This window comes from Rhizobium esperanzae (assembly GCF_002204185.1).
In the GTDB taxonomy this organism is placed as follows: domain Bacteria; phylum Pseudomonadota; class Alphaproteobacteria; order Rhizobiales; family Rhizobiaceae; genus Rhizobium; species Rhizobium esperanzae.
Genome location: NZ_MXPU01000014.1, coordinates 31,575 through 52,328, shown reverse-complemented (window position 1 = coordinate 52,328; position 20,754 = coordinate 31,575). Strand labels below are relative to the sequence as shown.

Below are 20,754 nucleotides of genomic sequence, written 5' to 3'. Positions count from 1 at the left end.
CCTCAGGCCTTTTGGCGGCGACTGAAACGATCGGCTGCCACGGCGATCAGGATGATCGTGCCGATGACGACCTGGTGCCAGAAGGTGTTCACGTTGAGCAGGTTGAGCGCGTTGCGGACGACCGCCATCAAAACGGCACCTACGGCGGTTCCAAAAAGAGTGGCGCGCCCGCCGGACAAACCCGTTCCGCCGATAACCACGGCAGCTATGACATCCAGCTCGTACCCCTGGCCGGCTTCAGGCATGGCGGCTTCAAGGCGCGAGGTGAGCAGAACGCCCGCGAAGGCCGACAGGACCCCGACCAGCACGTAAACGGCGATCTTGACCTTGTCCGTGGGGATGCCGACCAGCCGGGCAGCGTCCGGATTGCTGCCGATCGAGAGAACGAAACGGCCGAAACGCGTGTAATAGAGAAGGTAGAAGGCGATCGCGAAGACGATGGCGGTCAGAATGACCGGAACAGGAACACCGCCGGCATAGCTCTGGCCGATCATTCGGAAGGCGGGGTCGGAGGCTCCGACGATCGGAATACCCTGAGTGTAGACCATCACGATACCGCGGCTGATGACCATGATGGCCATTGTGGCGATAAAGTCCGTGATCCCGACCTTGGTGATCAGGATGCCGTTCACCAGTCCGATCACCGCACCGACCGCAATCCCGCCTGCGCATGCCAGAGGAACGGGATAGCCAAGCACAATCAGGTTTGCGGTCACAAGACCGCTCAGCGCAAGTGTCGAACCGACGGAGAGGTCGATGCCCCGCATCCCGATCACAAAGGTCGCTCCAAACGCGATTACGGCAATGGGGACCGCCTGACGAAGGACGTCAGTCAAGTTGCCGAAGGTGAAAAACCGCGGAGCGGCAAAGCCGAGCGCCACCAGAAGAACGACGAAGGCCAGATAAACGCCGGCATTGCCGCCGCTGCGTGCGAGCGTAAGGGGCGAGCGCGGGCGTGTAGCTGCAATATCAGCCATGGATACCTCCCTGAAGATGATGGCCTTGCGGCGGCCTCACCGAATGAAGAGCGAGTGTTTCTTCCTTGGAGGTCGCCGCATCGACGACCGCCGAGATCCGTCCTTCGAACATGACCGCGACCCGGTGACACAGTCCAAGCAGTTCCGCGTTGTCGGCGGACACCACGATGACAGCACAGCCGTCTTTCGCAGCAGCCTGGATGAGGGTGTAGACCTCGGCCTTGGCACGCACGTCGACGCCACGCGTTGGCTCCTCAAGCATGAGCACCTTTGGCTGGGTGAGCAGCCAGCGAGCAAGCATGACTTTTTGCTGGTTACCGCCGCTCAGCGATGTGATGTCGGCACCGGGGCCGTCGCATTTCACGCCGAGCTTGGCGATGTAGCCGGAGGCAATCTCGCGCTCCTTTTTCGGCATCAACGTGATTTTGCCGAGCGTTCGAAGGTTGGCGATAGAGAGGTTCCAGCCGACATTGTGTTGTGGAAAAATCCCCTCGGTTTTACGTTCGGCGGGCAAGAAGGCGACGTGTTGACGAATAGCGTCCGTCGGGTCCCAAATCGCCGCTTGCTTTCCGTCGATCAGAATCGAGCCGGTCTCATGCGGGATCTGCCCAAAGATCGCCCGCAGGAGCGCGCTCTTGCCTGATCCTTCGAGACCCGTCACGCCGAGGATTTCACCCTGGGCTACCGAGAAGGTGATGTCTTCGAAGACACCCCTTTTCGTCAAACCGCGAACGTCCAACGAGGGTTCGGACCTTGCCGGGACGCGGGGAGGAAACTGTTTTGCGAGAGAGCCGCCGATCATCGCACTGACGACCTTGTCTACGTCGAGCTCCGATACGGGCAGGTCTGCGACCGCGCTGCCATCGCGCAAGACCATCACGCGGCTGACGATGCCGAGGAGTTCCTGGATCCGGTGAGACACATATATGAGAGCTTTACCGGCCTGCTGAAGCTTCTTGATGATGGCGAACAGCTGTTTGCGTTCGACCTCCTCGAGCGCTTCGGTCGGCTCGTCCATGATGATGATGTCGGCGTTGCTGCTAATGGCTTTGGCGATCTCGATCATCTGCCGATGCGAGAGGCTAAGCTCTCGAACTGGCCTGTCGAGAGGTACGTCGACGCCTAACTCGCCCTTCAGGATACGCGAGGCGGCTGCCCGCATGGCCGAATGGTCAAGCGGTGATGCACTTGCACGCCCGTGGCGCAGCTCCCTGCCCGCGAATATATTTTCGGCGGCGTCAAAGTCCGGAAACAGGCTCAGCTCCTGGTAGATGATCGCGATGCCGGCCCTGGACCCGTCTTTGGGATTGTTCAGATCGACCACCTTACCTCTGACAGCAATGGTGCCTTCGTCGCGTGCATATGCACCAGAGAGGATTTTCATGAGCGTCGACTTGCCTGCGCCGTTCTCACCGACCAGGCCGAGAACCTCGCCGGGATTGAGTACGAGCTCGATGCCATCAAGCGCCTTCGTGTTGCCGAAGCGTTTGGCAATGCCTTTCATCTCGAGCAGCGGAGCGTTTGTCATTCAGGTCGCCCTTCTTGAGTGGGCGGCCCCGCGCGAGGCGGGGCCGCGTACTGTCACATCTACTTCTGCTGGACGTAGACGTAGTCGTTCTGATCGAAGGTCTTGATGTTCTTCGCGTCGTAGGTTTTGGGCGCCACGAAGATCTTCTTCGGCAGGGCGGTGCCCTTCATCACGAACTCATCCACCGCTCGAATGATGTTGCGACCTTCTTCCTTGGCCCCGGTGTCGACCGTTGCTGCAAAGTCGCCGGTGAGGATCGCGTCGTTGGCTTCCTTCATATTTTCGTAGCCGACGATTGCCACCTTGCCGTTCAGCCCCTTAGCCTTGAGAGCCTGCAGACCGCCAAGGGCCATCTCGTCGTAGAGCGCGACGAGGACTTCGATATCGGGGTTGGCGGTGAACATGTTTTCAGTCACCGACAGGCCTTGGGCACGCACCCAGCCAGCCGGCTGCTGAGCGACGATTTTGAAGTTGGGGTGCTTCGAGATGACCTCGTTGAAACCCTTCATGCGCTGGCTCGTATGCGGACCGGGCAGGCCCTCCAGGATCCCGAGCTTGACTTCCTTGTCGCCATAGGTGTCAACCAGCCATTGCGCCTGCGCACGACCACCGTCACTCTGGTCGTAGCCGATGTCGCTGACATAATATGGGTTGTCGGCGACGGGTGAATTGAAGAGGAAGATCGGAATGCCCGCCTCGGTGGCGCGCCGGATGGAGGGCAGCAACGCGCCTTCGTTGTATAAGGCAACCGCGATCGCATCTACACCGTCGTTGATCCAGGCTTCCATGGTCCTGATCTGGTCGTCCGTGGCAGACTGGCTGCTCGGAGCTTGCACGAGAAGCTGGATAGTGCCGTCGCCACCGCGCTTATCGATTTCTTCTTTCACGCCAGCCAGAACACGCTGATAGTAGGTGTCCATCGCCGTCGGCAGGAAGCCGACCTTGAGCGGGCGGTTATCCTTCTTAGCGGGTTTGACTTCCTGGCCTGTGGGCTTGATGTCCTTGTCCATCAAGATGCCAGGAAACACCTTCGAATAATCCAACTGCTGTGCAAGCGCTGGGCTGAAGGAAAGCGAAGCGGTGAGCCCGAGAGCAGCACCGAAGATTAACGTCCGTCTGAAAATTGTCACATGATCCTCCCTGGTGGTGACAAGACAAAGTTTTCCCAACCGCGGAACGGGTCCGCGGCGAAGCTTGGCAATCTGAAATTCAAATCTTCGGCTTACAGTCCCGGTGCGATCGTGAAGACCATCCGGATCGGGTTGGAGCCGTAGTTTAGGCACTGGTAGCTGATGCCGCCGGGCAGGAAGAAAGACTCGCCGTCACGGATGTGAAAGGTTTCGTCGGTATCCGCCAAATAGAAGGTTGCGGGGCCTTGCAGAACGTAGAAGACTGCGTCCCCTCCATGGCTGTCGGGTTCGCTCGCGCGCGGTCCAACGCCACCCACAGGGATAGTCAGCTCTCCGACGTGCATGTAATCGTTGCTGACGCAGAACTGGATGAGAACGGGATGATCGCGGCCGGAGACGATGTTCAGACGATCGCTTTTTGCGACCTTCACCAGGTCGCCCCTCTTGCGCGCCTGAGCGCCGTCTACTGGATAGGCTCCGAGTTTCTCAAGGCTCATCACGCTCTCCCTTCGTGCTTATAGAGGCGCGTCGGCCCGTCATAGCCGGTCGGAGGGCCATTCTCGTCCCAGATACGCGGTGCGATGCAAAACAGGATAACTGCAGCCTTGTCGCTGAAGTTATAGCCGCGATGCGGAGCGCCCTTGGGGATAAGCACCGCGTCACCGGGTCCGAGTTCCTCTGTCTGCCCGGTTTCGGGGTTTAGGAGATGCACAACACCTTCGAGGACATAGTACACCTCGTCACCCGCGTGAATGTCGGCCGGGTAGAAGTTGCTTCCCGGCGCGAGCTGATAGATGCCAGTGGTCTGCTGGTCCGTGCTGGCGAGCAGGTAGTTGAGGTCGCTCGAGTACGGCTTCGTCCCCGTATAGATGAACATCTTGTAGCTATCGCGCGTCAGATGGACCGGCTTCTTTTCGCTGGGCGGATGTGGGAAATTGCCGAAGTAGCTTGGCAGTTTTGGCATTTTAGTACCTTAGGTCCGGAGTTCGCGGAGCAGCGACTTGAGAAGCCGCCAGGTCGGATCGACTGTCGTGTGGTTGAGGCGCTCGCGCGTGGTGTGGACGTCGAACGCTTCCGGTCCGATCGACAGCATGTCAATGTCAGGAACCTTCTTTCGAAAAAGGCCGAGCTCGAGACTGGAGTGAGAGACTTCCACATGTGGCTGCTCGCCGAACTCGCGCTCGTAAGCGGCTTTGGCGGCGTTGAGCATTCGCGAATGAGGATTGTATGGCCATTCCGGGCAATCCGCGAATGTCTCCACGCTCGCGCCGTTGCCGATGAGTTCTGACAGCTGCCGGATTTTGTCGACGATGTTGTAGCGACGGGAGCTGACGGCGCTTGGGACCGTATTGACGATTTCGATGGCCTCTTTATCGCTTGAAAGCAACGCCACGGTGTTGGAGCTCTCGACGAGGCCCTCGACTTGAAGGCTTTTGCTCTGGACGCCGTTGGGAAGCAGGTTCAGGGCATCGACCAGCGCCCGGGCGGACTGAGCCGAGAAGACTTCAGTAATCTGCCTCCCTGACTCGCTGACTGTGACCTTGAGGTTGGGATCGCTTGCTTTGTACTCAAGCGCAATCGAAGCCGCTTCCGCTTCAATTCTCTGTCTGAGATCGACAATCCGCGAGGCATCGATCGAAATGATCGCCTCCGCCTCACCCGGGATAACGTAACGGTTCACGCCACCCTTGACTTCGGCTACGCTGGCCCCAGCATCCCGGATGGCAATCCGGAGCAGCCGTCCGAGCTGGACGATGGCGTTAGCGCGTTCAAGATGGATGTCGAATTCGGAATGACCGCTGCTCAGGCCGGAGATCCGCAGCGAAAGGGCGGCCTGCCCCGAAACGCGCGGTTCGCACTGAACCGGAATCTTGAAGCGCACTGAAATATCGCCAGCGCAACCTGCGAAAAGCGACTTGGGATCGTGCCAGTTCATGTCGAGAAGGCGCTTACCGCTAAGCTTTGTGCCGTCGAAGTGTTGTGCGCCGCCCTTGCCGACTTCTTCTTGAACCGTCAGGACGACTTCAAGCGGCGGATGCGGGATATCGTCGGATGCCAGCAACGACATTGCGAAAGCCACACCAACGGTGTTGTCCGCCCCAAGGGTTGTCCCCGTCCCATGGATGAAATCGCCGATAACCTGAAGTTTGATGCCTTCGTTCTCAAAGTCGTGGTCAACACCCTCGTCGCTCTCGCAGACGATGTCGGTATGCCCATGAAGAATGACGGTCGGCGAGTTTTCGTAGCCGGGTGTGCCCGGCTTCTTGATGAGGAGATTGTAGATCTCGTCCTGGTAAACCTCGAAGCCGCGTGCCCGGGCAAAATCGGCGATGTGATCGCTGACCTGCTTCTCGTTGTAAGAACCGCGCGGAATCGCACTCAGCTCTTCGAAAAAGCCAAAGAAGATCGCCGGTTCGAGACCAGCAAGAATAGAATTGTCGCGTTTATCTACAGTTTTTCCAGCGGGGAAACTCATTCGGCCCTCCTCCTAATACGGCATCTGCGCAATACTTCTTCCCTCGCCGAACATAGTCCGGCGACCTCGTAAACCGTATTGCATCTCATCTTACGCGCTAAGGCGATCCAGGTTCAGATGCCCTCCACGCATCGAACCATCTCTGCTTTCAGCTTGTATTTCAAACGCAATATTTCATAAAATAGATGAGCTTTTTTCATCTGAATTCGTTATAGTATAAGCTAACGCATCCATTGAAGCGCAGGCCGAGACCTCTACGAGTTTCGGATACCATGTAGGCATCTGCGTAATTTGGAGCTGGCTCGCGAGGTCCCTTCAATCGTCCGGAAGCGGCGCCTTAAGGTGGTCGAGAAACGTCCGGAGCGCGGACGGCACCTGTCGGTGCGAAACGTAGTATGCATGAAAACCCGGCCCAGTAGACGACCAGTCCGGCAGCACCACTTCGAGCAGACCAGCCGCCAGTTTGTCCTCGACGCGTGCGCGCAGGCAGTAAAAGAGACCGCCCCCCTCCTGCGCCATGCGGATGGACAGTTCTGAATCCCCGAGCGTGAGCAGTCCAGGGACGTCTAGGGTAACCATGCGGTCTCCGTCGCCAAGTTCCCATTTGCAGACGTGGTCTGTACCGGTTCGGATCCGGATGCACTCGTGCGTCAAGAGATCTTCCGGCCGCTCCGGCCGCCCTCGTTCGTTGAGATAGGTTGGAGAGCCGACGACGATCCATTCAAGTTCGGCAGTCAGACGCGACGCGATCATCCCCTCGGGAACTGTTCCTCCATAGCGGATGCCCGCGTCGAAACCCTCGGCGACCATATCGATAAAGCGATCCTCGACGCTGACTTCGATCTCGACATCTGGGTAGTTGCTGCGAAAACTGTGCAGTCGAGGAGCGATCAACAGCTCGGCGGCGTCACGCAGCGTGGTCACTCTCACCCTGCCCGTAGGACCGCTCCTGAAACTGTCCAGGAGATCCATCGCAGCCTGGATGCCGAGGAAACGGGGCTCTAGTTCGGCAAGCAGTACTTCGCCGGCGGCGGTGAGACTGATGCTCCTGCTTGTCCGATGAAACAGACGGACGCCGAGACGGGCCTCCAAACCCCTGATCGAGTGGCTGAGAGCGGAGCCGGAAACGCCGCGAAGCGCGGCCGCCTTTCGGAACCCCCCCGCCCTCGCGATCGCGACGAAAGTTTCAAGGTCGGCCAGATCGGCCCGCGTGGATACCATGAGTTATGGATACTCCCACTTCGACTGAATAAGATCGCCCTGGCCGACGCCGACCTTGCTTCAGACGGCTGGTATCTTCAATCCTTATTCATCTAACCTGGCTTTGGTATGTGATGACCACGGAAGCAGTCAAAAATCTGACATTAGTTGATCCATGTCGGATCCGGGGAGCTACGACGGGAGATGGGCCGGGTCGCTGAATAATAGCACCTCCGGGATTAATCGTCATGCAATGAAGATCATCTTGTCCACAGCCACGAGAGACGGCACCGGTTGGAACGGATACCACCTCCGCGCGGGCGGCCTGACGGTCCCGGAGGTTCAAGTTCTGAGCTTTCGAAAACGCCGGCTACCAGTCCTGCCGGGTTGGATGGACGACAATGTCGTTGATCGTGATCTCCGGGGGCTGATCTAGGGCATAGACCACGGCTTCAGCCACCGACGACGGCGGAATACCTTGCTTGTTGAGCTCTCCGGCGATCTTTCTGCCCGTCTCGTCATGAACCTTGTCGGCCCAGCCGGTATCGATCACGCCAGGGCTGATCATAGACACCTGGATCCCACTTCCCACGCCCACCTCCTTTCTGAGGCTTTCGGTGATACCGCGTATAAAGAACTTCGTGGCTCCATAAACGCCTGCCGCCTCGCCGACATGAACGCCGGCGATAGAGCTCATATTCAGGATGCGGCCGGACCGGCGCTCCAACATCGACGGCAGCACGGCGGCAATCGCATGTAGATAGCCACGCAGGTTGGTATCGATCATCTTGTTCCAATCGCCGACCGCGGCATCCTTCCAATAGGAAAAGAGCATGAGGCCCGCATTGTTGACCAATATATCGACCGGGCCGTACGTCGTCGTGGCGAACGGGACGAGGGCCTTGGTACTCTCAAAATCCGTGGCATCGGCAACCTTGTAGCTGGCAATACCTCCGGAACCGGCGATGTCTTCGACAATCTGACTGAGGCGTTCCTCATTGCGGCCGGCAAGGACGACGCGCGCACCTTTTTCCGCCAATCCTTTGGCGGTCGCTGCTCCAATGCCCGAGGAAGCTCCCGTGACGATTGCGACCTTGTCTTTCAGATGTGCCATGATGTGCTCCTTCACTGCGGTTGGGTCAGTTCGGCTTGCCGGGCGGCTTTAACAGGCTCCGGGGTCGTCCGGTTTTCCAACACCTGCCGCTTGGTTTTCTGGTCTCCGCCGACGACATGGTCGATGTCGTTCATGAGGGCCTCGAAGCCCTGCTTGGCGACGAGCGTCTTGTCGTTTTTCTGCTGGCCACCGAGCTTAGTATCGCCCATCCCAGCGTTCGCGTGGAAGTCGCTGTTGGTGGCGCCCGGAAGGAGTGCCGTCACCGTGACCCCGGTCGAGCGCAACTCCTCGCGCAGAGATTCCGCGAACATGTAACCGAATGCCTTCGACGGGCCGTAGACGGTTTCGTATGGCGTGGGCAGGGTCGCCGAAACCGAGGAGGTGATGAGGATCCTGCCGCGGCCGTTCTTGACCATATGTTGGACGACGCGTTTGGCCATATGGACGGTCCCAGTGACATTGATTGCAAGCAGGCGAAACTCATCCTCGAGATCGTTATCGACGAAGGCGCCGCCGATACCGATACCCACGTTCAGAGCCGCGGCTTCCAGTGGGCGCCCCAGCCCCTCCGTGAAGGTCCAGAACCCCTCAACGCCATCGTATGTCGAGGCATCCGCTTTGAACGGATACGCTTCGGCGTCAAGGCTTCGTAGCGCATCGGCGGCCTCGTTTACCTTGTCGCTTGAGCCTGAAATAGCGACGTCAAATCCATTCTTGGCGAATTGTTTGGCAAGCTCGAAGCCTATTCCAGATGAGCCGCCCGTGACCATTGCGAGTGGTTTATTACCAGTCATGATTTCACTCCTTTGGTTTTATCAGCACCTCGATCGCCTCGAGGCGCTGGTGACCTAATGCCCGTGGAGCCGGTTGGTTACATGAGCAAAATCGATCGGGGCGGTGAGCAAAAATCAACCACCGATCTGGCAGACACCAGAAGTGAGGGACCTTTTGGTCGCGTCCGCAGCCAAATTGACGAGGCATTCCCGACGTCACGAAGGCACCCAAGAGTGAACACGGCTCATCGGTGCGTGCGATCCAGCTCACTTCAAGTGGTCGGCGGAGTGCCCTATGTTGTTAGGAGGTTGAGCTGTCGTTCGCAGCCAGCAGATATGGTCCGAGCACACAAGCGCCCGCGTAGCGCTGACGCACTTCTTGCGATGGTGCCGTCGGCCGAGAAAATCCACGCGACGGCGTGTCCGGCCCACCTTCCAGCGGGGACGGCCAATGACGGGAAGACAATGATGAGCGAGAGAATGAACAGCATCGTTGCTCCTGGCCGCGTTGCGGTCATCACGGGAGCTGCGAAGGGCATCGGCTTGGCGATCGCGAGGGCTCTCGCGGCCCGCGGCATGAAGCTCGCATTGCTGGATCTCGACGCCGACGCACTTGAGGATGTTGCCTCGGCACTCGATACGGACATCCTGATCGTGAGCGGCGACGTATCAGATCTGTCGGCACTAACCAGGTTGCGGGACAAAACGATTTCGCGGTTTGCTGACGTCGCCGTCCTTGTCAACAACGCGGGCATTACGCAAGGAGCCGGCCCCTGGGATGATCCTGCAAAGTGGCGACGCCAAATCGATGTAAACTTCGGAGGTGTTTTAGCCGCACAACACGTCTTCGTGCCCCACATGATCAAGGCAGCCCGACCATCGGCGGTCGTCAACCTCGGCTCCAAGGAAGGAATTACAACTCCTCCGGGCAATGCCGCCTATTCGGTGGCAAAGGCAGCTGTCAAGGTACTGACCGAACAGCTGTCGCACGCGCTTTTGAAGGAGACGGGAGGTCGTGTATCGGCTCATCTCCTCGTCCCTGGATACACGTGGACGCCCATGAACATCGCACTCAAGCCGCATGGCGCTGCCAAACCCGATGAGGCATGGACCGCTGAGCAGTTGGTGGAATACTTCCTGGCCCGTCTGCTCGAGGAGGACTTTTACATCATTTGTCCCGATAATGCGGTTACGTCGGAGATAGATGCCAGACGGATCCGCTGGGCGGCCGACGACATGATCCTGAACCGGCCGGCGCTTTCACGTTGGCACCCCGACTGGATGGATAAATTCGCAACCTGGTTGAAGGCAGACCACTGACGGTGGAATGTTTGTAGAGGAGTAATCCAATGCCCAGACCCCATGTAATCTGTCACATGATGTCGCCACTGGACGGTCGATTGATCGTCAATGATTGGGCTGAGGCGACCGGCCATTCGGTGGAGGAACTCGTGAAGGTCTATGACGACCTGGATGAGAAGATTGGTGCCGACGCCTGGCTTTCGGGAAGAGCGACAGGCGAGGAATTCGCAGACGCCGTCGACCGTCCCTATGAAACAACCGGCACAGCACCGCGGCCGATCCATAACGCCAACCCGGATGCCAACGAGTTCGCTGTTATCGTTGATAAGGACGGTCGGCTACGCTGGGACAAGAACGACATTGAGGATGCTCAACTTATCGTCCTGACAGGATCTGACGTGGATGATGCTTACCTGGCGGGCCTCGCCCAGGCTGGCGTTTCCTATATCGTATCCGAGAAAGATGGCGTCGATCTGAAAAACGCGCTCGATGTTCTCGGCACCGAATTCGGTGTGAAGCGCTTGATGCTGGAAGGCGGGGCGCAAACCAATGGCCATTTCTTGAATGAGGGTCTTGTTGACGAGGTCAGCCTAGTCATCTTCCCTGCGATCGGAGGCAAGTCGAATACACCGGCCATATTTGAGGGCGGCGAGGATGGGCTTGCCGGCGGGGCGAGGCTCACGTTTATGAGCGCCGAAGCCGCTGGCCTCGGCTCCGTCCATCTGAGATATCGCGTTGAACGTCCATAGGAGAAGCCCACAGGAGAAGATTGTGGAAGGGCTCCCCCCATCAAGGGCCGAACTTGAGATTCGGGGACGGGTGCCGCCTTGCGCGGCATCTACCCGAAGGATCGTTGGCCATATTCACTTCCTCTCCTGCGATGCCACTCTAAGCTGCACATTGGATCCTTCCAAAGCCGCGCGGACGTCGATTGTCGGTTCCTGGTCGGTGATGATAACTTCGAACTCGTCAATGGTGGCCAGGACATGAAGAGCAGTATGATTGAAGCGCTTATGGTTTAAGAGCAAGCAGCGACGCGCGGCGCTTGCAATCATCGCTCGCTTCGAGCGGACAACGTCATCATCCATATGGTAGACGCGCAATCCAGAAACTGCCGGCGTTGAGATAAAGGCGATGTCGGCGCTGAGACGCGACAATGCCTGTTCGGCGACGACGCCGAAAAAACCATTGAACTTCATCGAATAGCGTCCACCGACCGCAATCAGGTTGATCCCTGATTCCGTCTTGAGCCGATCGATGACCGCCGCATTGTTGGTGATCACCGTCAGCGGCCTCCTCTGTGGCAGCAATTCCCCGAGCACCGACGCCATAGATCCGTCGTTGACCATCACCGTCATGCCGGGCTCGACGAGTTCAAGGGCGGCCTCTGCCATCCGGCGCTTGGCCTCGCCCTCCTGCTGCTGGCGAAACCGGAAATCGCTTTCGAAATGGCCTCCTGCCTCGATCGTTGCCCCGCCGCGGACCTTGCGAAGCATCCCTGCCTGCTCAAGATCATCCAGATCCCGGTGGATGGTCATCTTGGATACAGCGAACCGATCGGATAGGTCGTCCAGATCCACCACCCTCTGCGCGACCAACAGGTCCATAATGGCCTGCCTCCGATCATCTCTCTTCATATTCTAGTCCTCCGGCGCACTAATCCGATCCTTTAACATCAAGATCCGACGCTACAAATCACATGCAAACATCATTTGTCGTTAGTTTGTGTTGCTCTATTCGACAACGCCCCTGACGCTGCTGGTATGATGGGACATGTGAAGACGCATGATGGTGCGATTGCACCGCTCCATGCATGGCCGAGGCGCTCATTTTCTAACGAAACAAGGATGGTTTGGAGGTTCAAGCGCAAATGTCATCGCCATGGAGATGGAGGCCTTGTCCTCCATGGCAAACATCGCGGACTACCGGGCCGTCATCAAAGCGGGCGCGAATATAGGGCTTCTTCACCGGGCAGATCACCGCAGCGGGCAAGGTGTTTGGAAAAGGCCGGAGTCACTGTGAACTGACACCCGGCCTTTTCTCTGCTTATCGCCTTGGGAGGACGATTGTGAACGATGCAGCTTGGCGTTCGCGCTGCTTCAAATCGATCAAACTCTTGATACGTCTCCGTCGGCCACACAAATCTCGACGAGCATGAGCTGGCGAGCCGTCAGACGCGAGGGATAGATTTTTGAAAGCTGCTCCTCGTGCATGGGAACAATTCGTCGTTCGTCCATACCAACGATTTTGAGCATCTCCTCGGCGGACTCGATCAGACGTGTCTGGCTGCCATTGGCAAGGCCCGGCGGCACAAAGCAGGGATCGGTGGCGTCCTCACCCGTGAGGTTGCTGTAGGTGTAGATGACGTCGCCGGACAGGATAAACTTGCCGTCTCCACCGCCGGTCTCCACCACCACATATTGCGATCCTGCGGTATGGGTGTCGAATGCCGGATAGACATGAACGCCTGGCACCAGGTTTTCCCGCTCTCCCTCCACCAGTTCCAGGCGGCCTTCGATATTTGCCTGGGTCAGATAGAGGATATCCGCCGGATTCAGTCCGGCCTGCAATGAACGGAAGCGCCGACCCTTTGCCAGAATCCACATCCAGGATTCCAATTCTTTCTTCTGAATGAAAATCTTAGCATTTGGGAAGAACTTTAGGCCGCCAATGTGATCGAAGTGCGCGTGCGTGAGGATGACATGCGTGACGTCCTGGGGCCTGATCCCGCATTCCCCGAGAACGATTTCCGGAGGCGTCCAACCGGTAACGCCAATCGAATTGGCGATCTGGCCTCCGAAATCGGCGGCGTCGTGACCGGCATCAACCAGAACGACTGCATCTCCTGTCTTGATGAGAATGTATGCGAACGGCAGGTTCATCGTGCCCTGATTATGGGCGCCGTAAAAAACCCCGCTGACCGGGTGGACCGGGCTTCGAGAGTATTCAAGCACCCAGATCGAATGCGTTCCCATGGTCTTCCTCCCCATGTCCAAGGGACCCTCCACAGCATGCTGTCGTGTCGAAGGTCGACGTGCCTAAGATGGCGGCCGATCGTTTCAGCTGGATCGCCGCATTTGAAAGCAGCCCCAGCAGGGATGCATCTGAAACCAGGACACCGCGCTGCAGGTGCTCCTCCGCCTCGACAAGCAGGCCATCTGCCCGTCCAAGATGGTAGACTGCGTGGCCCTGTCCTGCGAGAAAGCGCGAGCCCGCAAGCGAGGAACGGACGGATCGCTTTATCTCTGTGGCGCGATCGGCGAGTTCTCCAATCAAGAGGCGCATGCTCTTCTCCCTCAATGCCATATGCATGAAGGAGTAGATCGCGAGAAGCTCGCCATAAGTCCTGACGAGCGCCTCGAGGCATGCGCGCGCCTCCGGCGATGGAACCGAACCCACGAGCGCTTCGCAGCGGAAGCCGCCGAAAACGGTGCCTCCGCGGGCCATCATCGTATAGCCGTCGGCAGCGGAGCGTTTGACGGAAGAAGGCTCGCTTCAATCAAAGCGTCCCAAAATGCAGGGGGTATTGTCTCGTTGATCGCCTTGACGTTCTGCTCGACTTCCAATGCGCTCTTTGCACCCATGACCAGCGTGGCCACTGCCGGATGCGCATAGACGAATTGCATCGCCGCTGCAGACAAGCTCACCGCAAATCTCGAGCAAATGCTCTCGATGGCCTTGACCTTTTCGACGACGGCCGCAGGAACCTTGCCGTAATCGTAAGTGGCCGCGGGACCGCCGACGCCTGTCGCCAGAATTCCGGAATTGAAGATCCCGCCAGCGATCACGGAGACGTTCCGCTGGAGCAACTCGTCGAACGCGGCCTCAAGCGGGGCATGATTCAAAAGGGTGTAGCGGCCGGCGATCAACGAGCAGTCGATCGGAAATTCACGAGCGACACCGACCACGGAGTCGGTTTCGTTGACCCCCAAGCCGATGGCTGAGACGGCTCCGCTGGAGCGAAGCTCGTCCAGTGCCTTATAACCGGAGGCCCGCAGCTGATTCCAATAGAACTCGCTTTGGTCGCCGTGCCATGCCCGACCAACGTCATGCACGAGAAGAACGTCGATATAGTCCAATCCGAGGCGCTGCTGGCTGTCTTCGAATGCGCGCATCACGCCATCATAGGTGTAATCGTAGGTATCGAGAAACGGAAGCGGGTCGATCCACTCGATGCCGTAGACGGTTTCAAGCTTCTTTGTCCTGCTGGCGGGCTTCAATACACGACCAACCTTGGTGCTCACCACCACGTTTTCGCGCAGCTTGTTCGCCCTGAGGGCATGGCCAAGATAATGCTCCGATTTCCCAAAGCCATACATTGGCGCGCAATCGAAGTAGCGGATTCCGGCCGCGTAGCCAGCGAGGATCGTCGCTTCGAATTCGCCGTAGGAGACATCGGCGTTGAAGCCAGAGAGCGGCACCGTGCCTAGCCCCAGCGAAGTTGCCCGCACTTTGCTTTTTCCGAGCGGTCTAGTTTCAAGTTCGGTCATGTGATCATCCCTAGATGTCGGTAGGAGGCGTCGAAGCGATGTAGCTTCCGCCATGCCGTCATTGTTTGATTAAAGCCCGTGCCCCAATGCGTGCCAGGTCGCGCCGGCGTCTGCCGCCAATCTCACCAGAAATGCTTGATGGACCTCCGTGGCCTGACTCCTCAATCAGCGAGGTGTAAGGTATAAGGTCATACCTATAGAGGCAAGCGTTTTTTGCATGCCGCCATCCGCATTTTGCGAATTGCTTAAAAATGCCGTCTACGCGCAACGGGGCGCGGCAGCTCGTCTCAGCCGATCGTTGATTGCCCTGCCAAGGCCAATCAGAGGCACAGGGGCGAATGCAACCACGTCACTCGCGCCGGCCAAGGCGTCGGCTTCACTCATGGCGGTGTAGAGGTTGCGGGCAGCTTCCTGAAGGTCACCGGAAGAAGACAGCGTCAATTGACAGCCCTCGCACTCCGGTCCGAAACCGACCCAGACCATATTGGCGGCAGGACGGTCGACATTCATCTGAACGGCGGCTTCCGGAGCATAATGGCTCTTTAGCTGGCCTGGTGCCGAGACTTTTTGGGGCCCAGTGTCCTCGTCAATCGGGCCGAGTAAAGCTTCCAGTGCCTCCCGCGGAACTGACCCGTGGCGTAGAATGATCGGAGATCCGACCAAAGACAGAATAGTCGATTCCAGGCCGTGATCACATATGTCTTCTTCCACGATTCCCGAAATCCGTCCGTCCAACTGGCGGACAACTTCCACGAAGCGGGTCGAGGTGACCTTCCCGGAACGATTGGCTGAAGGCGCTGCCACCGGAAATCCGACGGCCCGGATCAGCCGTTGGGCGACACTCGACGAGGGAAATCGGATTGCGACATTTTTCATGCCCGCGGTAACTGCGGTTGCGAGCCCCGCGTCTTCCCGCTTTGGCAGGAGCAATGTCAGAGGTCCCGGCCAAAAGCTGGCAGCAGCCAACTCTGCCTCCGGATTGAAATGTGCCATCCTGCGCGCCATTTCCACGTCCGAAACGTGGATAATCAGGGGATTATGCCGCGGGCGTCCTTTGGCTTCATAGATGCGCTCGATTCCGGCGGGGCTGCTGGCGTCCGCGCCGAGCCCGTAAACCGTCTCCGTCGGAAACGCGACAACTTCGCCATTTCGCATGAGCCGGGCGGCAGCTTCAATCGCGCTGTCGCTGACGTCAAAATGACGGGTGGTGGTCATCTTTTTTCCTCGCGCTGGTTCTGGAAGGGAGCAGAGATCGATACGACCAAAGCCATTGGCTCAGGAGGCCCGGTTCGGCGTGCCTCCTGACAGCCTCAACGTCGTCCCCGCTGAGCCAAACTCAGTTCAAGCCGACTACGCTATGCGGCACGTATGGCTCCTCGAGTTCGCGGACCTCGTCGTCGCTTAGCTTGACGGCCAAGGAAGCGACGGCATCCTTCAGATGCTGTAGCTTCGTTGCGCCGATTATAGGAGCCGTCACGCCCGCCTTTGTGTTAAGCCACGCCATCGCAACGAGGGATCGCGGGACGTTCTTGTCGTCTGCAATCTTTGCGACGACGTCTACGACGCGGCGATCCGCCTCGTCCGCGTGACCGTAGAACCGAGCGGTGACATTGTCGGTCTCGGACCTCAAACTGCTTTCCTCCCAAGGCCGGCTGAGGCGCCCGCGAGCCAGCGGACTGAACGCGATGATCCCCACCCCTTCAGCTTTACAGAGCGGCAACATCTCCCGCTCTTCCTCGCGATAAAGGAGGTTCATCTGAGCTTGCATCGAAACGAAACGCGACCATCCGGCAGCGTCCGACTTGTAGAGCGCGCGCGCAAATTGCCATGCGTAACAATTGCTGGCTCCGATGTAGCGAACCTTGCCGCTTCGAACGAGATCGGTCAGCGCTTCCAGCGTCTCTTCGATCGGGGTCGAATTGTCCCAGAAATGAATTTGGTAGAGGTCGATGTAGTCGGTCGCCAGCCGCTTGAGGCTGGCCTCAGCCTCCGCGATGATTGCCTTGCGGGAAAGTCCGACCGCATTCGCTCCGTTGCGCATCTTGCCGTAGACCTTGGTGGCAATGACAACCTCATCACGCTGCACCATCTCCCTGAGCAGCTTGCCGATGATCTCCTCGCTGGTGCCGTCCGAGTAGGCATTGGCCGTGTCGAAGCAGTTTATGCCCTGTTCGAGTGCCTCTTTGATAAATGGCCTACTGTCGTCTTCGGACAATGTCCAAGCATGGTTGCCGCGATCGGCGACGCCGAAACTCATGCAACCAAGAACCAGTTGCGAAATTTTGAGACCTGACCGGCCAAGCTGACGATATTCCATCTGTCATCTTCCTTCTGATACGGTTTTAGAGCCGAACTTGGCGAGCGACTGCGCCAGCTCTGGATGAGATTTGGCATATTCATGGAGATCGATTCCGGCGACCGCGGCATCCCAGGCCGCACGAACCGCTCTGACACCCGCCGACGGCCCGCCGGGATGGCTGACGACGCCACCACCACAAAGGTAAAGGTGGTCAAGCGTCTGCTCCGTCCTTCGATAGGTCTCAGGCGCCTGTCCACCCCATTGACCCGAACAAACGACCGGTAACGGGCGGTCGGCATCACTGAAGATCGGTTTCTGGAGATCATGGAACGACTGAACGAAAGACGCGTCCGGCTCCCAGTATTTGGCGGCAATGCCGTTGATCTGGAATTGGTCGACGCCGAGAAGTCGCCAAAGCTGTTGGTAGACCGAGAAATCGAACCCAAGACCAGGATGTCGGGTGAGAAGATCCCAGCCGTTGCGATGGGCGTGCAAGACAAGGGACGACCGCCGACGCAGGAACAGAAAAGCGCCCATGCCGATCGAATTGATGTTGATGACGGCGGCGTTTCCACCCTCGCGCACGACCAGGTCGTGCTTGCGAACCATCTCGTCGGGATCGACGTCGGAAATGCCGAAGGCATACATCACCTTCTTGCCGGTGCGCTGCTCCTGATCCCGGATGATCGGCATGATCGCTTTCACCCGCGCCTCCAACGAGGAGTACGGTGGCGACATCAGTTTCTCGTCGTCCTTGATGAAGTCGACACCGGACGCGACGAGTTCAGCAACCACCTGCGCCGTTTCGTCCGGGGTGAGGCCGAGCGCGGGCTTGATGATCGTGCCGATGATTGGCCTATTGTAGACGCCGGTCAGACGCCGGGAGCCTTCGATCCCAAATTGAGGCCCCGGGTAGACGCCTTCAAACTCTGGAGGCAGCTGCAGGCCAATGACCCTCAGCCCGGTGAATTCCTTGATCGACCAGACCCCGCCCAATGCAACCGTGGTGACTGCCGCGAGGTCAGTTCCGACGGCCTCCAGGGGATAGGCGATTGTTGTCTCCGCTCGGTTGAAGACTTCGCCCGCTGCAGGGAGCGAGGGAACCTCGACAGAGTCCAGTTTCTCGAAAGCGACCACGCGCGCGGCCGCGCGCGCCTTCAGTTGCGGCGTCTCTCCGGGCAGGTCAACAAATGTACCCGTCGACTGGTCGCTTCCGATCTTGACCGTCAAGGCCTCAGCGCTCCCGGCGGTCTCAATCCGATAGGTGACCAGAATGTCCGAGGGCCTGCGCTGAGCCAGATCCATCGCGATCATGCCTCCGGAACTGGCGCGGCTTCAGGGATGAGGCCGGACGACTTCAGGTCGGCCCAGAACGCAGCCGGAACCGGCGTCGAGATCGCGGCGACGTTTGCGGCGACGTGTTCGGGCGCCAGCGCTCCCTGTACCACCGCGGTCACTGCAGGATGTGCGTAGACAAATTGTGTCGCTGCAGTCGCAAGCGAGACGCCATGGCGCTCGCAGACGGCTTCGAGCGCCTCGACCTTGCGGACGATCGCTTCAGGCGCGGGCTGGCAATCGTAGGTGCGGGTGGTTGTCATCGACTTGCTACCCTCGGCGAGGATGCCGGAGTTGTAGATGCCAGCCGCAATGATACCGATGCCGCGACGCTGCATTTCTGGATAGAAATGGTCGAGAGCGCCGTGGTTGAGCAGGGTGTAGCGCCCGGCGACCATGGAGCAGTCGAGATCAAATTCCTCTGCCACCTGCAGGACCGACGCGGTTTCATTGACGCCGAGGCCGATGGCCTTCACGGAGCCTGTGCTGCGCAGCTCGTCACACGCCTTGTAACCGCTCGATCTCAGCGCCGAAAGGTGGGTGCTATACGCCTCGCGGTGCCATTCGCCGCTCACGTCGTGGAGATAGAGGATGTCAATGTGGTCCATACCCAGGCGCTGCTGGCTATCTTCGAAAGCGCGCATGATGCCGTCATAGGAATAGTCGTAGTCATCGACGAATGGCAGCGCCTTCACCCAGTCGATGCCGTAAAGGCTCTCGGCGCGCTTTGCGCGGCTTTCCGGCTTGAGTATCCGCCCCGCCTTGGTGCTGACCACGACCTTGCCGATGAGATCGTTGTTGCGAAGGACATGGCCGAGGGAATGCTCGGACTTTCCAAGGCCGTAAAGGGGCGCGGTGTCGAAATAGCGGACACCCAAGTCGTATGCCTTGAGGACGACCGCCTCGAAAGTCTGGAAGCTCACATCGACATTGCACCCACCGAGCGGCGAGGTACCCAGCCCTAGCGAGGTCAGCGTCACATCGGTCTTTCCAACTTTTCTCTTCAACATGATGGTCGATCCTATTTCCCTGGTGTAAGGCGGACGGCCGTATGGGCCGTCCGCCGTTGTCCGATTACATGTACTTCTCGACATTGGTGGAATCGAGCACGAGCCACGGCACGACGTAGTCCTTCTCGGTGCCGCCCTTCCATTCCATCAGCGAGCCCCAGATTTCGGACTGCGGCTTGTAGCTCTCGCCCTTGATCGCCCGCAGTGCGAGGTCGACCGCGCCCTGGCCTTCGGCGCGGGCGTACTTGTAGAGGCTGACCGCCATCTCGCCCTTCTTCACGGCGCGCTTTGCGTCCGGAATGCCGTCGATCGCAAGAACGGGAACGGTCTTGAGATCGATGCCGGCGCTCTTCATGGCTTCGATCGCGCCAAGCGCCATCTCGTCGTTTTCCGCAAGGACGCCGTTGATCTCACCCGGGTGTGCGAGCAACCAGTTCTCCATGAGCGCCTGACCCTCGGCGCGGCTCCAGTTGCCTGTCTTGTCTTCGATGAGCTTGAGGTTCGGGAACTTGGCGAGACCAGCGTCTATGCCTGCGCGGCGCTCGATCTGGGCCGACTGGCCGATCGGACCCTCCATGAGGACGACGTTGCCGCCGTTCGGAAGGCGCTTGGCGAGTTCCTCAGCGATGATCCGGCCGCCTTCGGTATCGTTAACGATGATGGACGCGGTGTATTTCGTCGACTTGGTCTTGAGCGCCGACACGATAAGCGGGATTTTCGCTTCGGCGGCCTTTTCGATCGGCGGCGCCGAGGCCTCGAGGTCGAAGGGTGACATGATGATCGCGTTGAATTGTTGGGTGATCGCTGTGTCGATCTGGTTCGCCTGTGTCAGTGGATCATACTTGCCGTCGAAAACGGTGATCTCGACCTCGCCCGATTTGACGGCGGGATGGTTCTGGATTTCCGTCGACCAAGCCTTCATGTACTCGCCGGACTCACCGAACGAGAGAGCCGCGATCCGAATTTTGTCCTGCGCGAAGGCGAAGTTCCCGCCAGCCAACGTCGCTACGGCGATTGCCATACCCACACCCGCATTGAGCAGGTTCCTCCTAGACATCTGCATTTCATATTCTCCTCTGGTTTAAGATACGTCCGGACGCGACACGCTGGGCCGGACATT

The 20,754-nt window shown here is 58.7% G+C and carries 20 protein-coding genes; 2 read left to right on the top strand and 18 right to left on the bottom strand.

The features are described from left to right. Window positions 1-2: 2 nt before the first annotated feature. The 9 genes from B5E41_RS20525 to B5E41_RS20485 form a co-directional block, all read right to left on the bottom strand. The gene (locus B5E41_RS20525) at window positions 3-977 is read right to left on the bottom strand and encodes an ABC transporter permease (protein ID WP_040140044.1); all 975 of its coding nucleotides are present in this window, start codon (window positions 975-977) and stop codon (window positions 3-5) included. Then, window positions 970-2,505: a sugar ABC transporter ATP-binding protein gene (locus B5E41_RS20520; RefSeq protein WP_040140042.1), complete on the bottom strand. Its 1,536-nt coding sequence runs from the start codon at window positions 2,503-2,505 to the stop codon at window positions 970-972. Before B5E41_RS20520 ends, B5E41_RS20525 begins: the two co-directional genes overlap by 8 nt. 59 nt (window positions 2,506-2,564) lie before the next feature. Continuing rightward, the gene (locus B5E41_RS20515) at window positions 2,565-3,515 is read right to left on the bottom strand and encodes a sugar ABC transporter substrate-binding protein (RefSeq protein WP_234705230.1); all 951 of its coding nucleotides are present in this window, start codon (window positions 3,513-3,515) and stop codon (window positions 2,565-2,567) included. A gap of 212 nt (window positions 3,516-3,727) precedes the next feature. Further along, window positions 3,728-4,132, bottom strand: a complete 405-nt coding sequence (locus B5E41_RS20510; RefSeq protein WP_004129732.1) for a cupin domain-containing protein — start codon at window positions 4,130-4,132, stop codon at window positions 3,728-3,730. Further along, window positions 4,132-4,599, bottom strand: a complete 468-nt coding sequence (locus tag B5E41_RS20505) for a cupin domain-containing protein (protein ID WP_088395849.1) — start codon at window positions 4,597-4,599, stop codon at window positions 4,132-4,134. Before B5E41_RS20505 ends, B5E41_RS20510 begins: the two co-directional genes overlap by 1 nt. A 9-nt stretch (window positions 4,600-4,608) precedes the next feature. Then, window positions 4,609-6,111 (bottom strand): aminoacyl-histidine dipeptidase, encoded by a 1,503-nt coding sequence (locus tag B5E41_RS20500; protein ID WP_004129739.1) that lies wholly within the window; start codon window positions 6,109-6,111, stop codon window positions 4,609-4,611. 315 nt (window positions 6,112-6,426) lie between these two features. Next, window positions 6,427-7,332, bottom strand: coding sequence for a LysR family transcriptional regulator (locus tag B5E41_RS20495; RefSeq protein WP_004129742.1), 906 nt, complete (start codon window positions 7,330-7,332; stop codon window positions 6,427-6,429). A gap of 349 nt (window positions 7,333-7,681) precedes the next feature. After that, the gene (locus B5E41_RS20490) at window positions 7,682-8,440 is read right to left on the bottom strand and encodes an SDR family oxidoreductase (protein ID WP_245303124.1); all 759 of its coding nucleotides are present in this window, start codon (window positions 8,438-8,440) and stop codon (window positions 7,682-7,684) included. Beyond that, entirely contained in the window at window positions 8,437-9,219 is a 783-nt protein-coding gene (locus B5E41_RS20485) for an SDR family NAD(P)-dependent oxidoreductase (RefSeq protein ID WP_176439446.1), read from the bottom strand. Before B5E41_RS20485 ends, B5E41_RS20490 begins: the two co-directional genes overlap by 4 nt. A gap of 447 nt (window positions 9,220-9,666) precedes the next feature. Between B5E41_RS20485 and B5E41_RS20480 the strand changes: the two genes are divergently transcribed. Both B5E41_RS20480 and B5E41_RS20475 read left to right on the top strand, forming a co-directional pair. Then, complete coding sequence (locus B5E41_RS20480; protein WP_088395904.1) at window positions 9,667-10,518, top strand: SDR family oxidoreductase; 852 nt, start codon at window positions 9,667-9,669, stop codon at window positions 10,516-10,518. Window positions 10,519-10,547: 29 nt separating this feature from the next. Beyond that, on the top strand, window positions 10,548-11,249 hold the full coding sequence (locus B5E41_RS20475; protein ID WP_088395847.1) for a RibD family protein: 702 nt from the start codon (window positions 10,548-10,550) through the stop codon (window positions 11,247-11,249). A 114-nt stretch (window positions 11,250-11,363) separates the two neighbouring features. Here B5E41_RS20475 and B5E41_RS20470 read toward each other — a convergent pair whose 3' ends face one another. From B5E41_RS20470 to B5E41_RS20430, 9 genes are all read right to left on the bottom strand, one after another. Continuing rightward, window positions 11,364-12,137 carry a DeoR/GlpR family DNA-binding transcription regulator gene (locus B5E41_RS20470; RefSeq protein WP_040140030.1) on the bottom strand — a complete coding sequence of 258 codons (774 nt, stop codon included), beginning with the start codon at window positions 12,135-12,137 and terminating at the stop codon, window positions 11,364-11,366. A 471-nt stretch (window positions 12,138-12,608) separates the two neighbouring features. After that, complete coding sequence (locus B5E41_RS20465; protein WP_040140026.1) at window positions 12,609-13,475, bottom strand: N-acyl homoserine lactonase family protein; 867 nt, start codon at window positions 13,473-13,475, stop codon at window positions 12,609-12,611. Further along, window positions 13,447-13,950: a hypothetical protein gene (locus B5E41_RS20460; RefSeq protein WP_237359381.1), complete on the bottom strand. Its 504-nt coding sequence runs from the start codon at window positions 13,948-13,950 to the stop codon at window positions 13,447-13,449. Before B5E41_RS20460 ends, B5E41_RS20465 begins: the two co-directional genes overlap by 29 nt. Continuing rightward, a complete protein-coding gene (locus tag B5E41_RS20455) occupies window positions 13,947-14,990 on the bottom strand; it encodes an aldo/keto reductase (RefSeq protein WP_088395846.1) in 1,044 nt (347 codons plus the stop codon). The genes B5E41_RS20460 and B5E41_RS20455 overlap by 4 nt, the downstream gene beginning before the upstream one ends. 258 nt (window positions 14,991-15,248) lie before the next feature. Next, window positions 15,249-16,205: an L-threonylcarbamoyladenylate synthase gene (locus B5E41_RS20450; RefSeq protein WP_088395845.1), complete on the bottom strand. Its 957-nt coding sequence runs from the start codon at window positions 16,203-16,205 to the stop codon at window positions 15,249-15,251. Window positions 16,206-16,326: 121 nt separating this feature from the next. Further along, a complete protein-coding gene (locus B5E41_RS20445; protein ID WP_064843712.1) occupies window positions 16,327-17,307 on the bottom strand; it encodes an aldo/keto reductase in 981 nt (326 codons plus the stop codon). Between the two features lie 3 nt (window positions 17,308-17,310). Continuing rightward, window positions 17,311-18,594 (bottom strand): 3-oxo-isoapionate-4-phosphate decarboxylase OiaX, encoded by a 1,284-nt coding sequence (oiaX, locus tag B5E41_RS20440; RefSeq protein ID WP_088395903.1) that lies wholly within the window; start codon window positions 18,592-18,594, stop codon window positions 17,311-17,313. 5 nt (window positions 18,595-18,599) lie between these two features. Then, window positions 18,600-19,634, bottom strand: coding sequence for an aldo/keto reductase (locus B5E41_RS20435; protein ID WP_013984674.1), 1,035 nt, complete (start codon window positions 19,632-19,634; stop codon window positions 18,600-18,602). 64 nt (window positions 19,635-19,698) lie between these two features. Then, on the bottom strand, window positions 19,699-20,697 hold the full coding sequence (locus B5E41_RS20430) for a substrate-binding domain-containing protein (RefSeq protein WP_004129775.1): 999 nt from the start codon (window positions 20,695-20,697) through the stop codon (window positions 19,699-19,701). Window positions 20,698-20,754 lie beyond the last annotated feature (57 nt).

Coding starts and splice junctions, on each gene's coding strand:
- B5E41_RS20435 (WP_013984674.1), bottom strand. CDS start 19,634: ATGTTGAAGAGAAAAGTTGGAAAGACCGATGTGACGCTGACCTCGCTA.
- B5E41_RS20450 (WP_088395845.1), bottom strand. CDS start 16,205: ATGACCACCACCCGTCATTTTGACGTCAGCGACAGCGCGATTGAAGCT.
- B5E41_RS20430 (WP_004129775.1), bottom strand. CDS start 20,697: ATGCAGATGTCTAGGAGGAACCTGCTCAATGCGGGTGTGGGTATGGCA.
- B5E41_RS20460 (WP_237359381.1), bottom strand. CDS start 13,950: ATGATGGCCCGCGGAGGCACCGTTTTCGGCGGCTTCCGCTGCGAAGCG.
- B5E41_RS20515 (WP_234705230.1), bottom strand. CDS start 3,515: ATGGACAAGGACATCAAGCCCACAGGCCAGGAAGTCAAACCCGCTAAG.
- B5E41_RS20445 (WP_064843712.1), bottom strand. CDS start 17,307: ATGGAATATCGTCAGCTTGGCCGGTCAGGTCTCAAAATTTCGCAACTG.
- B5E41_RS20505 (WP_088395849.1), bottom strand. CDS start 4,599: ATGCCAAAACTGCCAAGCTACTTCGGCAATTTCCCACATCCGCCCAGC.
- B5E41_RS20465 (WP_040140026.1), bottom strand. CDS start 13,475: ATGGGAACGCATTCGATCTGGGTGCTTGAATACTCTCGAAGCCCGGTC.
- B5E41_RS20520 (WP_040140042.1), bottom strand. CDS start 2,505: ATGACAAACGCTCCGCTGCTCGAGATGAAAGGCATTGCCAAACGCTTC.
- oiaX (WP_088395903.1), bottom strand. CDS start 18,594: ATGGATCTGGCTCAGCGCAGGCCCTCGGACATTCTGGTCACCTATCGG.
- B5E41_RS20455 (WP_088395846.1), bottom strand. CDS start 14,990: ATGACCGAACTTGAAACTAGACCGCTCGGAAAAAGCAAAGTGCGGGCA.
- B5E41_RS20480 (WP_088395904.1), top strand. CDS start 9,667: ATGAGCGAGAGAATGAACAGCATCGTTGCTCCTGGCCGCGTTGCGGTC.
- B5E41_RS20500 (WP_004129739.1), bottom strand. CDS start 6,111: ATGAGTTTCCCCGCTGGAAAAACTGTAGATAAACGCGACAATTCTATT.
- B5E41_RS20495 (WP_004129742.1), bottom strand. CDS start 7,332: ATGGTATCCACGCGGGCCGATCTGGCCGACCTTGAAACTTTCGTCGCG.
- B5E41_RS20475 (WP_088395847.1), top strand. CDS start 10,548: ATGCCCAGACCCCATGTAATCTGTCACATGATGTCGCCACTGGACGGT.
- B5E41_RS20470 (WP_040140030.1), bottom strand. CDS start 12,137: ATGAAGAGAGATGATCGGAGGCAGGCCATTATGGACCTGTTGGTCGCG.
- B5E41_RS20525 (WP_040140044.1), bottom strand. CDS start 977: ATGGCTGATATTGCAGCTACACGCCCGCGCTCGCCCCTTACGCTCGCA.
- B5E41_RS20510 (WP_004129732.1), bottom strand. CDS start 4,132: ATGAGCCTTGAGAAACTCGGAGCCTATCCAGTAGACGGCGCTCAGGCG.
- B5E41_RS20485 (WP_176439446.1), bottom strand. CDS start 9,219: ATGACTGGTAATAAACCACTCGCAATGGTCACGGGCGGCTCATCTGGA.